Origin of the sequence: Kribbella sp. NBC_01484, from assembly GCF_036227145.1 — a bacterium.
Classification (GTDB): domain Bacteria; phylum Actinomycetota; class Actinomycetes; order Propionibacteriales; family Kribbellaceae; genus Kribbella.
The window spans coordinates 6,822,099-6,836,406 of sequence record NZ_CP109437.1 but is presented as its reverse complement, the minus strand read 5'-3'; the positions used below and the strand labels follow the sequence as shown (position 1 = coordinate 6,836,406).

The following is a 14,308-nucleotide window of genomic DNA, read 5'->3' as shown; positions in this document are numbered from 1 at the left end:
TCCTTGCTGTCGGCCCCTATCGCGCGAATCACCAGCTAGCGGGAATGCGATCGGCCGATCACTTTGAGAGTCTGGGCACATGCTTCGCTGCCTGATCGTCGACGACAGCGACCGCTTCCTCGCGGTCGCGCGGACGCTATTGGAACCCGACGGCATCTCGGTGGTCGCCACGGCGTCGACCGGAGCGCTGGCCCTGAGCCTGGCCGCCGAGCTGCGACCCGACGTGACGCTGGTCGATATCGACCTCGGCGGCGAGAGCGGGCTGAAGCTGGCCAAGCGCCTGGCGGAACAGGCCGACGGAGCTCCCGCTCCGATCATCCTGATCTCCATGCATTCCGAAGAGGACTACGCCGATCTGATCGCCGCCAGCCCGGCGATCGGGTTCCTGCCGAAGACCGCCTTGTCCGGTGCCGCCATACGAGGGACCCTCGATGGTGTCGGTGAACCGTGAAAGACCTGGTTTGACCCTGCGCACGATGATCGCGAGCGGCCTGCTCGCGGTGATCATCGGCGCCACGTTCGCCGTTCTGTTCTCCTCCGTCGCGGAGTTGCAGGAAATGGAGCATCGGGCCCAGGATTCCGAGGACGTCCTGGTGGCCGCGAACCGGCTGGAGCGGCTGGTCGTCGACCTGGAGACCGGCCAGCGCGGGTTCCTGCTGACCGGGTCAGATCAGTTCCTGCAGCCGTGGATCGCGGCCCGGGCGGCGTTCCCGCAGCAGGCGGCCGGCTTGGAGAACCTCGTCGCGGGCAATGCCGAGCAGCACGCCCGGGCTGTGCGTCTCACCGAGGCCGGGACCTCCTATCTGAAGGAATACTCCGAGCCGCTGGTCGCCGCCGCCCAACGGAACCGGAGCTCTGTCGACGCGCTGGCGGCAACTCAGGAGGGTAAGCAGCGGACCGACGCGATGCGGATCCAGTTCGATCAGCTCATCGCGGCCGAGGAGCAACTCGCCACGGCTCGGCAGGACACGGCCGACGCCGTGGCCCATCGCGCGATCGTCGCCGCCGCCGCGGGGCTGACCGGTTCGGTCGTGCTGGTGGGGCTGTTCACCTGGTACCTGAACTCGAGAATCCTTCGCCCCGTGCGCCGTACCGCCACCATGGCGGGGCAACTCGCAGCCGGCGATCTGGGCGCCCGTGTGCCCGACGACGGCGTGGGCGAGATCGGCGTACTGCAGCGGAGCTTCAACAGTATGGCTACTGCGGTCGAGCAGGGACGGCGGGAGCTGGCTGGTTCGCGGGTCCGGCTTGTCGCGGCCGCGGACCGAGCCCGGCAGCGGATCGAACGCGATCTGCACGACGGCACCCAGCAGCGGCTGGTGTCGCTGGCACTGCAGCTCAGGGCGGGCGAGGCGGCGGCGCCACCGGAGGTGCGTCCCCAACTCCGCAACGCCGCGGACGAACTGACCATCGCGCTCGAGGAACTCCGTGAGCTGTCCCGAGGGATCCACCCCGCGATCCTGACCGAGGGCGGTCTCGGCCCGGCCCTGAAGTCGCTCGCGCGACGTTCTCCGGTCCCGTCGGAGGTGACCATCGACGTGCCGGGCCGGCTGGCCGCGCCGGTCGAGGTCTGCGCGTACTACGTCGTGTCCGAAGCGCTGGCCAACACGGCCAAGCACGCGGGCGCGTCGGCGGTGTGGATCGACGCCCGGGTCAGCGACAATCGCCTGCGGCTGTCGGTCCGCGACGACGGCTGTGGCGGCGCGGCACCCGATCGCGGGTCCGGCCTGACCGGGCTCGCGGATCGGGTCGAGGCGCTCGCCGGCACGATCTCGGTGACCAGCCCGGTCGGCGCGGGAACCACCGTGCTGGTCAACCTTCCGATCGAGCCGCACGACGAGTTGTGAGGGCGATCGCTCACGTCGTCCGCCCCCGGCGTACCACCGCGTCGAAGCCGGCGGCGAGCAGGAGGACGGCGCCGGTGACGATCCATTCCCAGCCGGCGGAGTTGGCGCCCTGGATCAGGTCGCTCATGCCGTTGATGATGACGGCAACGACCAGGCCGCCGAGCACTGCGTCGATGATGCGGCCGTGCCCGCCGAACAGCGAGGTACCGCCGATGACCGCCGCGCCGACGGCCAGCAACAAGGTGTTGCCGGCGCCGGCGTTGGACTGGACCGACTGCAGCAGCGAGGCCGCGACGAAGCCGGAGATGGCGGCCATCCCAGAGCAGATCACGAACACCGAGATCCGGATCCGGGACACCACGACACCCGCGCGCCGCGACGCCTCCTCGTTGCCGCCGACGGCGTACACGTGCCGGCCGTAGCGGGTGCGGCTGAGGACGAAATGCCAGACCGTGAACAGGATCACCAGCAACACCACGACCCACGGCATGCCCTGCGCCTTGTTGCTGAAGAACGCGTTGGTGGTCAGGTTGCGGTTGACGCCCATCTCGTAGGTGAACGCCGCCCCGAGCACCGCCAGCACGACGACCTTCGCCGCGATCACGGTGAACGGCGGCCGGGACAGCCCGGCCCGCCGGCGTCCGTTGGCCGCGCTGATCTTCATCGCGGCGTACCCGATGACGACCACTGCCAGCAGGACCCACCCGAGCCACAGCGGCACGAAACTGTTCTCCAGCTTGATCAGGGGCGAGGAGTCGGGCAGGATCACCGACCCCTGGCCACCGATCAGGATCAGAGTGATGCCCTGGAACGCCAGGAACGTCGCCAGCGTGATCACGAACGACGGGATCCCGACCCGCGCCCGCAACCAGCCCATCCCGAACCCGATCGCCACACCGGTCAGCAGCCCGACGAGCAGCGCCGGCCACCACGAGAACCCGTGCCGCAAAATCAGCACCGCCGTGATCGCCGAGCACAGCCCGCCCGTCGTCCCGGCGGACAGGTCGATCTCGCCGAGCAGCAGCACGAAGACCAGCCCCATCGCCATCACGATGATCGGCGCCGCCTGGATCACCAGCGCCTCGAGGTTGTAGGCGCTCAGGAAGCCTTGGTGCACCAGCGCGAACACCACGGTGATGACGATCAGCCCGACCACGGCCGGGATGGAGCCGAGTTCGCCGCCACGCACCCGCGCGAAGTAGTCGCGGATGTAGGCGCCCAGCGCGGCAAGACCCTCGCTCGGCTGGTCTGGTTCGGGCTGGTCCTGCCTGACCAGATCGTCGGTTGCGGCGCTCATACCGTCGCCTCCGACGACTCTTCGGGCGACAGTCCCATCGCACCGGAGCGGCCCGCGGTGATCAGCTCGACCACCTGCGTCTGGGTCACGTCCGCGCGTCTGACCTGGGCCGCCATCCGGCCCAGGAACAGTACGCCGATGGAGTCCGCGACCCGCATCACGTCGTTCATGTTGTGCGACACCAAGATGACAGCGACACCATGCTCGGCCAGTCGGCGGACCAGGTCGAGCACCTGCTCGGTCTGGGCCACGCCGAGGGCCGCCGTCGGCTCGTCCAGGATGACGACCTTCGACTCCCACAGCACCGACTTGGCGATCGCCACCGTCTGGCGCTGGCCGCCGGACAGGCTGGCGACGCGCTGCCGGATCGAGCGGACCGTCCGCACCGACAGCGAGTCCAGCGCCTGCCGGGCCAGCTTCTCCATCGTGTTCTCGTCCAGGGTCCGGAACCGGCTGATCCGCTCGCGGCCGAGGAACATGTTGTCGACGATGTCGAGGTTGTCGCACAGCGCCAGGTCCTGATACACGATCTCGACCCCGAGCGCCGCGGCGTCCCGGGGACCGCCGACCGTGCGGGGCGTGCCGTCGAAGATCAACTCCCCCGCGTCGACGTGATAGATGCCGCCGATGCACTTGACCAGCGTTGTCTTGCCCGCCCCGTTGTCGCCGACCAGGGCGGTCACCTCACCGGCCGTCGCGGTGAAGTCCACCGAAGACAACACGTGGACCGGGCCGAAGGACTTGTCGATGCCTCGCAATTCCAACGTGGGCTGGGAGGTCATGGCATCTTGATGCCGTTGGCCGCGCACAGCGCCACCAGCGCCGGCGTGGGGCAGACGGCTGCCGCGCTCACGTAGCCGTCGGTCACCGGCAGGGCGACGTTCGCCTTGGTGATGACGGTCGGGTCGGCCAGGTACGCCGGAACCTCGCGGCCACTCGTCGGGTCCTTGATCGTCGTCGGTGCGGCCGGCTTCTGACCCGCCAGGATCTCGCCGGCGAGCTTGATCGCCACGTCCGCCTCACCGGCGACCGGCTTGTAGATCGTGAAGGACTGCGTACCCGCCATGACGTTGTCGAGTCCGCCGGCGGTGGCGTCCTGCCCAGACACCGCGACCTTGCCCGCGAGGCTCTGGGCCTTGAGCACGTTGATGACCGACTGCGCCATGGTGTCGTTGGCAACCATCACCGCGTTGATGTTCGGGTGCTGGCCCAGCATCGTGGTGAAGACGGTCTGCGCGGTAGCGGCGTCCCAGTTGCCGGTCTGGTCGGCGAGCTTGTGCCAGCCAGGCTGCTTCGACAGTACGGAGTTGTAGCCCTGGGCAAACAACGCGGCGTTGTTGTCGGTCGGCGCGCCGTCGATCTCGACGTAGTTGACCGAACTCTTGCCCTTCACCTCAGGTGCCTGGGTCAGCGCCGTGCCCTGGTCCTGGCCGACCTTGACGTTGTCGAACGACACGTAGTACGACGCGGTGCCGCCGGCGGTGAGCCGGTCGTAGTCGATCGTGACGACGTTGTGCTGCTTGGCGAGTGCCTCGATCGCCTTCCCGGAGCCCGAGTCCAGGTTCACGACCAGCAGAACGCCGACGCCTTGGTTGATCAGCGCCTGAGCCTGCGACTGCTGGGTGGTCGGGCTGCCGTTGGCGTTGTCGATGTAGCAGGTGAGCTTGTTGTCGGCGCACTGCTTACGCAGTTGGTTGGGGTCGGCCGAGACCCAACGCGGCGAGGTCGCCGTGTCGGGCAGCAGCACGCCCACCTTCGTGTTCGCGGGCGGTGCGCTGCTCGACGACGACGCGCTCTTGTTGTTGCCACAGGCGGTCAGTCCCGCCGCCGCAGCGACGACCCCCGTCATCGCCACGGCCGTACGGAGTACGTGCAAAGAGGATGCCTTCATACTCGACAACACTCGACCGACCCACCGCACAGATCATCCCGGCAGGCGCCCATCTCCCCTACCGGGTAGCGCCCATCCCGCCGTACCGGAGAACTGCAATGCCGTCTTAGCTGCCCGCGGCCTGCTTGATCAGCTCGGCCACTGCCTGCGGCTGCGACACGTAGATCGCGTGACTGCCGGGGACCTCGACGACCGTCGAGCCGGCCCGCTCGGACATGGCTCGCTGCGCCGGCGGCGGGATCATCCGGTCGTCGGTGGCGACCAGGTACGAGCTCGGCTTGACCCGCCACGCCGGCTCGGTCACCGTGCCACCCAGCGCATCCACTCCCCACGGCACCTGCGCATCGGCCATGAACGCGGCGAGCTCGCTCGGTACGTCGGCCGCGAACGAGTGGGCGAACTTCTCCCGGTCGAGGAACAGGAAGCCGTCCTGGGGCGGCAGGATCGGCGGCACCGGGGCGCCCGCCGGCGGGTCGGCGATCAGCGTGTTGACCGACTCACCCTTGTCCGGGGCGAACGCGGCGATGTAGCCGAGCGCCACCACGTTCTCGTGCGTGCCGGCCTCGGTGATGACCGCCCCACCGTAGGAGTGCCCGACCAGAACGGCCGGACCGTCCAGTTGGTCGAGGACCCGGGTGGTGACGGCCACGTCATCCTCCAGCGAGAGGGTCGGGTTCTGCACGATGCTGACGCGGTACCCGTCCCGGACGAGCAGGTCGTACACGCCCTGCCAACCCGAGCCGTCGACGAAGCCTCCATGCACGAGGACGACGTTGCGTACGGGCGTATTTGTCATGATCATTTCTCCTTCGATCACCGGATTTCGGTGCCTCGAAGGTAGGTCGGCGAGGTCGTCGATCGCTTACGTCATCTGACTGGTTCACTCGGGCGGATGCTCGGCCAGAGCGTCGCGGAGCGCGGCACGCGACGTGACGCCGAGCTTCGGGAACAGCTGGTAGAGATGAGTTCCGACCGTCCGCGGCGACAGGAAGAGCCGGTCGCCGATCTGCTTGTTGGTGAGGCCGGCCGCGGCGAGCAACGCGATCTCGCGCTGCTGTGGCGTGAGTACGTCGATCTTTCGCGCGGCATCCTCGTGAGTCGACGGCAGACCGGTGGCCCGAAGTTCGGTGCGGGCCCGCTTCGCCCACGGTTCAGCACCCAGACGGTCGAAGATGTCGCGCGCGGCAGCCAGCTGGCTGCGTGCCAGGCTGGCACTCTTGGCCCGCCGCAGGCGTTCGCCATAGGCAAGGTGTACGCGCGCCAACTCGAAGGGCCACCGGTCAGCGCCAGGAACGGCCAGCGCTGCTTCGAACAGCTCGCCGTCCTCCGGCTGACTGGCCACCAGTGCAGCCGCCGCGGTCACCACGAGGGCGAGCCGTGGCGAGATCCGGTCGATACCGGCGGCCTGAGCCGCGGCAACGTGTGCGGCCGCCTCCGCGTGCCGCCCCGTGCGACCGGCGGCTTCGACCAGGTCCAGGATGACCCACAGCGCATGCGCCGCATGGGGTACGAGCGTGCCCGCCGGAGAGATCGAGGTCACCTGCTCGAAGGCGGTCTCGTAGTCAGCGTGGCCCAGGGCTGCCAAGGCCTTGGCGTGGTACGCGTAGTTGAGAACGAACCCGCTCCGGCGCGGTCCGGCCCACTGGATCAGCTGGTCCGTCAGCGCGGTCGTCGTCGACTCGTCGCCGCGGGCGGCGGCGATCAGCGCGTGCTGGAATCGCAGCAGATACGACAGCAGTTCGTAGTTGTGCTTCTCGCACAGGGCAATGGCCTCGTCCGCCAGCCGAGCGACTTCGTCCCACTCTCCGGCGAGCAGGCCGTCGCATCCCAACAGCAACAGCGCCTCGATCCCGGCCGTGATCGCGCCACCGGCTCGGCCATGCTCGACCGCCCGCCAGAGAGCGGCTCGGCAGGCCGGCAGCCGATCGACGTACAGGGCGGCGACGCCGACGCGGATGATGTGCCCCGGATCGGACTGCTCGGTCAGCCCGGCGACCATGGCGTCCAGCCGGTCGAGCACCGGCAACGCGAGCCGCGCGGGCTCGATGTACGTGCTCCCCAGGAGGTCGATGAGCTCCGGAGGTCGCGGCCGCAGTCGTGCCATCACCGTGTGGAACGACTCGACGAGTTCAGACCGCGAACCGAACGAGACGAGTGCCTGCAGGACCCACAGCGCCTCGAAGAGGATCTCGTCCGTTGCGTCGGTGGGATCCGGGGAGGTCTCGATCGCGGTCACGATCAACTGGTGGGCTGTGTCGATGGCGCCGTGGGCGTTGAGCAAGTACGCCGCGCCCGCCAAGGCGACGGCGAGTGAGGGCGGCTCGCGCAGTACGCCTGGCTCGAGAACGTCCTGCATGTTGCGGAGATCGCCGGTGACGTCGACGCCGATGTAAGCGGCCATCACCGATCGCCGCCTGCGGTCATCTGGGCGGGGACTGAGGTCGGCAGCGCGGAGCAGCAGGACCATGGCACCGACGGGGTCGCCGCGCCGTTGCACCCTGGCAGCGGCCTGTTCGAGCAGGATCGCGACGTCCTCGTCCGGGCCGGTGGTCGCTTCGGCCAGATGCCACGCATGCCGCTCGGAGTCGTCGGCGTACTGCTCGGCCAAGGCTCGGTGGGCCTGGCTGCGTTGCTCACTGGTCGACAGTTCGACCACGGCGGCGCGGGTCAGCGGATGCCGGAACATCAGTCGTCCGGCTCCGCTGTCGACCTGGATCAGCCGCGCCCGTTCGGCCGCGTCCAGCGCCGGGCTCCCCCACTGCGCGACTGCGGCGTTGCGCACGATGCGTAGGTCACCGGCACCCTCGAGGGCAGCCAGCAGGAGTGGGCCACGCGTCTCGTCCGGGAGGTTGCTGATCCGCGACGCGAACAGTGACTGCAGGCGTCTGCTGAGCGGCGGAGGTGACGCCGGCGCCCCGCCGCGCCGGTGGCCACTGAGGGAGATCGGCAGCTCGAGCAGGGCCAGCGGATTGCCTTGCGCGTCCTCGAGCAGACGCTGCCGGACCCGTGGTGACAACGTGGGAAAGCGGTCGTCGACCAGCGCGGCGGCAGCGTCGCTCTCGAGTGGCTGCACCTCGAGCTCCGGCAAACCGCCGCGATCGAAGAAGCTGACCTCGTCGGAGCGGAACGCGGCCAGGAACCCGACCCGGCTGCCCGCGAGCCGACGGGCGACGAACCCCAGGACGACGGCGCTGACGCGATCCAGCCACGGCATGTCGTCGACGATCACCACCAACGGCCTGTCCCCGGCCGCTGCTGTCAGCAGGGCGAGCATGGCGCTCGAAACCGTCAACTGATCCGGCGGCGTCTCTTCGTTCAGCCCGACCGCTGTCTCCAACGCGCGGCGGTATCGCTCGCTCAGCCGCGGGAGTACGTCGACCAGCGGATGGACCACCTGGTGGAGTCCCGCGAAACTCATGTCCGCTTCGAACTCGACCCCGGCGGCCCGCAACACGCGAGCGCCTTGCGCTGTCGCCCGTACCGCCGTCGCATCGAGAAGCACGGACTTGCCGACGCCGGCTGGGCCGGTGAGGAGCAGACCCGCGCCACCGACAGCTGCGGTAGCGACGAACGCGTCCAGCTGCTCGAGCTCGGCGTCCCGGCCGAACAGTTTCGCCGCGGCTCCCCCACGAGTCACGGCACCGAACTCTACTCTCGGCCAGTTGACCGAACCCTTCAGCGCGTCGATCCAGGCCGGCAAGATCGGCGTCGAACGAGTCTCCGCTCGAGCGTCGGACTAGTGGTGGCGGCGGGCGAGGTGGGCGGTGATCTCGGCGTTGATTTCCACGGTTTCGGGGAGGACCTGGAGGATTCGGCGGAAGACCTGGTCCCGGTCGGCGGCCGGGAGCATCACGTACGCCGAGATCGTCGAGAGTTGTCCGATGTAGTCGTGGGCGCTCATCGTCAGGTGCCGTTCGATCACCGACTGCCGGACATCGGTGAACCAGTCGGACTGCTCGAGCTCCGTGCCGGGCCATTGCATCGGGCGATCCGCGGGCGTGCCGTCGGGCGACGGCACGCCGTCGGTCTCCAGATACGGCGCACGTGCCGCGCGCGCGGCCTCCTTGAGGGCCGGATCGGCCAGCTCCACCGGTCCACCGAACGAGGCGAACACGCCACCCGGTCGGACGAGTGTGGCCATGCGGGCCCACCGGCCTTCAGGGTTGGTCCAATGGAGCGCGGCAGCCGAATACACCAGCTCGTACGACGAATCTGTCGGCAGATCCTCGAATGCGGCTTGCACGGTTGTGACGTTGGCCGGCAGGTGTTTACGCAGCTCCGCGAGCATGGCCGCGTCAGGGTCTGTCGCCGTGACCGCGATCCCTCCCTGCGCGAACAGGCGCGTTGCCTTGCCTGTCCCGGCGCCGATCTCGAGGGCGGTCCGGATCGGCGCACCGGCGTACGCCGTCACCAGATCGAGGAGTTCCACGGGATACCCAGGCCGGAACCGTTCGTACGCCTCGGCCACCGCCCCGAAGCTCAACGCACGCACAACCATGCCGGCATCCTGGCACCTTCCACGCCCCAGCGCTTGCCATTTTCCCCCGCCGACGTTCAGTAGAGCTCAGCGGCTCGTTCGGGCTCGAAGAAATTCGACGACGCGATCCATGATCTCGGCGCGCGGACACGAATCCGCCACCGGGCAGATAGAGCACGAGCGGGTGTGGACCCGGTCCTTGAGGGGGGTCAGGATGTCCATGCGCAGCTTCGGTGCGTGGTCGGCGTACGCAAGGCCCTTGTAGGAGCGGCTGTTGCGGCTGGGGCTGATCTTGGCGCGGGGATCCGGCGCGATGACGATGCTGTCCGGATCGTTGTCGGGGGCAGCCACACTGGACATCCGGATCGGCTGCCCACTCAGCGCCGCCAGAGCCCTGATGAGCTGCATGGTGAGCTTCACGTCAGCGTCCTTCCGACGAACTGGCCGCCCCGAACCGTCTCCGCGATGGAAACAAGGTAACTCGACGATCGCTCAGTTGCCGGTCAGTGCGCGGAGTGGCCGCCGTCGGCGTTGAGGATGTGGCCGCCCGCGGTGATGCGGACACGCTCGAGTTCGTCTCAGCCGAAGGTGAAGGCGAAGACCTCGGCGCCGGCGTCCAGGAAGGTGATCTTGAAGGTGCGCTCGTCGATGGGCCCGCGCTGGCGGATCAGCTGATGCAGGCGCTGCTCCGTCAGCCTCCCGCGGCCGTCGGCATCGACATCGAGACCGTGGTCCTCGCCCGGAGGCCGGTCGTCGAGCGTGACCTGGAAGCGGACCTCGGTGCCGCGGACCGCAGGTCCCATCACCAGGTGGAGGTCGCGCGCGCGGAAGCGGTCGACGAGATAGCCGTGCGGCGTGTTCAGGCGCGCGGCCTGTTCACCGACGGTCCACTCACCCGCCAGCGCCCACTGGTTCAACGACAGCTTCGACGGGACCGCGTACGACGCGTCACGCCCCGACCGCAGTCCGCCGGGTGAGGCGAAGTACTCGGACCGCCCGGAGCCGGTGTAGTTCTCCGGCGACCCGAGCGAGTTCCAGTCGGCCTGCGCCTCGAATCCGGCCGCGGACACGGCGACGAGGTCGGAGCCGGCCTCCACTCCCGCGTCGGTCAGCAACTCCTGGATGACGGCCTCCGACTGCTCGTAGTCACCTTCACCGAAGTGATGGTGGCGGATCGCGCCCTCCGCGTCGACGAAGTACAGCGCCGGCCAGTAGTGGTTGTCGAAGGCGCGCCAGATCGCGTAGTCGCTGTCGACCGCGACCGGATACCTGACGTTCAGGTCTCGCACAGCTCGTACGACGTTCTCCGGGTCCTGCTCGAACCCGAACTCCGGCGTGTGCACCCCGATCACCGTCAGCTCGGCGTATTTCTCGGACCACGCCCGTACGTACGGAAGCTGACGCAGCCAGTTGATGCAGGTGTAGGTCCAGAAGCTGACCAGCACCGGTCTCCCCCGCAGACCCTCGGTGGTCAACGGTGCCGAATTCAGCCAGCCGGTGGCGCCCGTCAGCGCAGGCATCCGGCCCTCGAACGATCGTGATGTCATGATGTGTCCTCGACCTCGGAGCCCGGTCCCTGGCTCCGGATACGCGGCCAGGGACTCTCACTGGTGCGAGGTAGGCCCGCAAGCGCGATTGTAGGTGCGTACCAATCACAACGCGGAGGGGTCACACTCTGATGGGCGACGAACTGCAGGGCCAGACGGTCGTGGTGATCGGCGGTAGCGCCGGCATCGGCCTGGAGACCGCGCGACAGGCTCGAGCCGCCGGAGCCGCGGTCATCCTGACCGGCCGCGACCCAGAGCGGTTGAAAGCCGCGGCGGCCGAGGTGGGCGCAACCGGTGTCGTGTCCTTCGATGCCAACGACTCCCGCGAGCTGGAGAGCTTCTTCGCCGGTCTGGGCGGCCCGATCGACCATGTGATGGCCACCGCCGGCGGCCCGTACTACGCCGCCCTCGCGGACATCGACTTCGACGAAGCCAGGCGCGCGCTGCAGGAACACCCGATGCTGATGGTCGGCGTGGCCCGGTTCGCGAACGTCCGTCCCGGCGGCAGCCTGACCTTCATGGGCGGCACCGGTGGACGCCGGCCGGACCGCGGGATCGGCATCACCTCGGCGATGACCGTGGCCTTGCCGGCCCTGGCTGCGAGCCTGGCTCTCGAGGTCGCACCGGTCCGCCTCAACCTGATCGCCGCGGGCTTCGTCGACACCCCCTTGTCGGCGTCGCTGCTCGGTGACCAGCTCGAAGAGCGCCGTACCGAGCTGCGGACCACACTGCCCATCGGTCGCGTCGTCCAGCCGGACGACGTCGCCGCCCTCGCCGTGCACCTGATGACGAACACCGCCCTGACCGGGGCGACGTACGACATCGACGGCGGTCAAAGCCTCCTCCGGTGAAAGGCGTCCAATGCGATCCGACATCATCCCCGGGAGCACCTTCCCGGACTACGAGCTGCCCGACCACACCGACGTACCGCGCAAGCTCAGTGAGCTGCAGGGCGACGATCCGCTGATCCTCACGCTGGCCCGCGGGCACTACTGCCCGAAGGAACACCAGCAGCACCGCGAGCTCGCCGAGTTCTACCCGAAGATCGCCGTCGCCTACACGCAGGTGGTCACGATCGCCACCGACGAGCACCACACGCTGCAGGAGTTCCGGGCCGCGGTCGGGGCGCAGTGGCCGTTCCTGTCCGATCCCGGCCGGATCGTCCAGCAGGATCTGGACATCCAGGAGTACACCGACCCGGAGAACAACCCGATGATCCCGCACACCCTCGTGCTGAAGCCGGGTCTCGTCGTGCACAGCATCTACAACGGCTACTGGTTCTGGGGCCGGCCGTCGGTGCACGACCTCTGGCGTGACCTGCGCGAGGCGAGCCGCGAGGTCCGCCCGGACTGGGACCTCAGCAAGCCCGGTCTCCGCGAGGCCTGGAACGCGGGCGATCTGTCGGCGTTCCACGGCTGGGAGACGAAGCCCGCCGACTCCTAGGAGAAGCCGTCCTTCAGGCGCTTCGGGGTACGACGGTGTAGCCGCGGCCCCGGATCGCCTCGAAGCTCTGCTCGCGGATCTCGGCCGTCGGGAACGCCGCGACCACCCGCTTGGTCTCGAGTCTAGAAAGCCGTCCCGCGGCTCGTGGTCCACCGCGTGTCCCGGACAAGTGGTTGACTGTGCCGATGGATGCTCAGTACGGACCGCACCGGTTCTCAGGTGGCGGTGAAGAGACCGATGCCTTTCGTGGTCAGGATTTCCGGGTCGCGGACCTGCGCGGCGCGCGTTTCACCGACTGCGACCTGTCCGGGATCAAGGTCGTCGACGGCTGCCTGGTGGACGTCGACATCTCCGGGTACGTCGAGCGGCTCGTCGTCAACGGCATCGACGTGACCGAGTACGTCGACGCCGAACTCGATCGCCGCCACCCGGAGCGCGTGCAGCTCCGCGAGATCCGGGACGCCGACGGGTTCCGCGCGATGTGGGACACCGTCGAGCGGCTCTGGTCGGAGGCGATCGCCCGCGCCGAACGCCTGACCGAGCCCGCCCGGCGCGAGCGCATCGACGGCGAGTGGTCGTTCGTCGAGACCCTGCGCCATCTCGTCTTCATCACGGACGCCTGGTTCAGTCGCACCGTCCTCGACCAGGAGCGGCCCTACCATCCGCTCGGCGTCGCGCAGTCCTGGTACGCCGACAAGGACGCCGTTGCCCTCGGCATCGACCTTGACGCGGCGCCGTCGTACGCCGAAGTCCTCAGCCTGTATGCCGATCGGGCGGAGCTGGTACGCCGGACGCTCGCCGGCCTCACCGACGGCGACCTCGGCCGGGAGTGCGTGCGCACCCCGGCGCCCGGGTACCCCGAAGAGCCTCGGGCGGTCGCCGAATGCCTCGCGGTCCTGATGGACGAGGCCATCGAGCACTACCGCTTCGCGGACCGCGATCTGGCCGTCCTCGAAGCCCGCTGAGCCCGGCCGACACGGCGCAGCGGCAGGCTGTTTTGCGTCCGGGGGGTCGGGGTGCATCATTATGGCTGGGTTCGCTCCAGAAGGTGGGTGCGCCCATGTCTGCGACCCCTGGGAGTCACCATGTCCTTGGATCAGTCGTCGGCCGAAACCTTCGGCCAGTTCGCCCTTGACCTGCACGACCTCGAGGGGGTCGAAGAGACCGTCGAAGCGGTGGTGCAGTTCGCCCGCCAGGCGGTCCGGTGCAAGCACGCGTCTGTCGTGCTCGTCGCGCAGAAGCGGCGGCTGGAGCTGATGGCGCTCACCGACCCGAAGCTTGCCGACCTCTACCAGCAGCAGATCGAGGCCGGCAGCGGGCCACTCCTGACCGCCATCGATCAGGAGAACGTGCTGGTGATCCCCGACACAGCAGCCGAGACCCGCTGGTCGCCGGGCTGGGTCGAGGAGGTCACGAGCGCGGGGATCCGGTCCGCGATGCACGTGCCGCTGATGCTGGCCGGGCACGCGCAGGCAGTGCTCAGTCTGTACAGCGACCAGCCGGGCGCGTTCGAGACCGACGACGTCGCGATCGCCCACATCCTGGCCCAGCACGCCTCGGTAGCGATCGCCTCCGCCCGCCACGACGCCTCCATGGCCCAGGCCATCGACGCCCGCAGGCTCGTCGGACAGGCGATGGGGATCCTGATGGAACGGTACGACCTCGACGGCGACCGCGCCTTCGAGGTGCTCAAGCGCTACTCCCAGGACACCAACCGCAAACTCCGCGACGTTGCGCAGGAACTGGTCGATACCCGCAAACTCCCGCGCTGAGCCCGAATACTCCGGCTCCGACCGGGCACCGGAG

At 68.8% G+C, this 14,308-nt stretch carries 14 protein-coding genes; 6 read left to right on the top strand and 8 right to left on the bottom strand.

What is annotated here, in order from left to right; genetic code table 11:
- Nucleotides 1-79: 79 nt before the first annotated feature.
- Nucleotides 80-451, top strand: a complete 372-nt coding sequence (locus tag OG555_RS33115) for a response regulator (protein ID WP_329476493.1) — start codon at nt 80-82, stop codon at nt 449-451.
- A gap of 25 nt (nt 452-476) precedes the next feature.
- Entirely contained in the window at nt 477-1,847 is a 1,371-nt protein-coding gene (locus OG555_RS33110) for a CHASE3 domain-containing protein (RefSeq protein WP_329476492.1), read from the top strand.
- Between the two features lie 10 nt (nt 1,848-1,857).
- On the opposite strand, the gene OG555_RS33105 is transcribed toward OG555_RS33110, so the two are convergent.
- The 8 genes from OG555_RS33105 to OG555_RS33070 form a co-directional block, all read right to left on the bottom strand.
- Nucleotides 1,858-3,144: a sugar ABC transporter permease gene (locus OG555_RS33105; protein WP_329476491.1), complete on the bottom strand. Its 1,287-nt coding sequence runs from the start codon at nt 3,142-3,144 to the stop codon at nt 1,858-1,860.
- Nucleotides 3,141-3,926, bottom strand: coding sequence for an ATP-binding cassette domain-containing protein (locus OG555_RS33100; protein WP_329476490.1), 786 nt, complete (start codon nt 3,924-3,926; stop codon nt 3,141-3,143). Before OG555_RS33100 ends, OG555_RS33105 begins: the two co-directional genes overlap by 4 nt.
- Nucleotides 3,923-5,035 (bottom strand): sugar ABC transporter substrate-binding protein, encoded by a 1,113-nt coding sequence (locus OG555_RS33095; RefSeq protein WP_329476489.1) that lies wholly within the window; start codon nt 5,033-5,035, stop codon nt 3,923-3,925. Before OG555_RS33095 ends, OG555_RS33100 begins: the two co-directional genes overlap by 4 nt.
- 106 nt (nt 5,036-5,141) lie before the next feature.
- A complete protein-coding gene (locus tag OG555_RS33090; protein WP_329476488.1) occupies nt 5,142-5,831 on the bottom strand; it encodes an alpha/beta fold hydrolase in 690 nt (229 codons plus the stop codon).
- A gap of 84 nt (nt 5,832-5,915) precedes the next feature.
- Complete coding sequence (locus OG555_RS33085; protein ID WP_329476487.1) at nt 5,916-8,672, bottom strand: helix-turn-helix transcriptional regulator; 2,757 nt, start codon at nt 8,670-8,672, stop codon at nt 5,916-5,918.
- A gap of 99 nt (nt 8,673-8,771) precedes the next feature.
- Complete coding sequence (locus OG555_RS33080; protein WP_329476486.1) at nt 8,772-9,533, bottom strand: class I SAM-dependent methyltransferase; 762 nt, start codon at nt 9,531-9,533, stop codon at nt 8,772-8,774.
- Nucleotides 9,534-9,599: 66 nt separating this feature from the next.
- Complete coding sequence (locus OG555_RS33075) at nt 9,600-9,932, bottom strand: hypothetical protein (protein ID WP_329476485.1); 333 nt, start codon at nt 9,930-9,932, stop codon at nt 9,600-9,602.
- Between the two features lie 158 nt (nt 9,933-10,090).
- Nucleotides 10,091-11,059 carry a redoxin domain-containing protein gene (locus tag OG555_RS33070; RefSeq protein WP_329476484.1) on the bottom strand — a complete coding sequence of 323 codons (969 nt, stop codon included), beginning with the start codon at nt 11,057-11,059 and terminating at the stop codon, nt 10,091-10,093.
- A gap of 131 nt (nt 11,060-11,190) precedes the next feature.
- Here OG555_RS33070 and OG555_RS33065 point away from each other — a divergent pair, with 131 nt between their 5' ends.
- The 4 genes from OG555_RS33065 (at nt 11,191) to OG555_RS33050 (ending at nt 14,274) form a co-directional block, all read left to right on the top strand.
- Nucleotides 11,191-11,910, top strand: coding sequence for an SDR family oxidoreductase (locus tag OG555_RS33065; RefSeq protein ID WP_329476483.1), 720 nt, complete (start codon nt 11,191-11,193; stop codon nt 11,908-11,910).
- 10 nt (nt 11,911-11,920) lie between these two features.
- The gene (locus OG555_RS33060; protein WP_329476482.1) at nt 11,921-12,502 is read left to right on the top strand and encodes a redoxin domain-containing protein; all 582 of its coding nucleotides are present in this window, start codon (nt 11,921-11,923) and stop codon (nt 12,500-12,502) included.
- A gap of 185 nt (nt 12,503-12,687) precedes the next feature.
- Nucleotides 12,688-13,467: a DinB family protein gene (locus OG555_RS33055; protein ID WP_329476481.1), complete on the top strand. Its 780-nt coding sequence runs from the start codon at nt 12,688-12,690 to the stop codon at nt 13,465-13,467.
- A gap of 120 nt (nt 13,468-13,587) precedes the next feature.
- Nucleotides 13,588-14,274, top strand: coding sequence for a GAF and ANTAR domain-containing protein (locus OG555_RS33050; protein WP_329476480.1), 687 nt, complete (start codon nt 13,588-13,590; stop codon nt 14,272-14,274).
- Nucleotides 14,275-14,308: the final 34 nt, after the last annotated feature.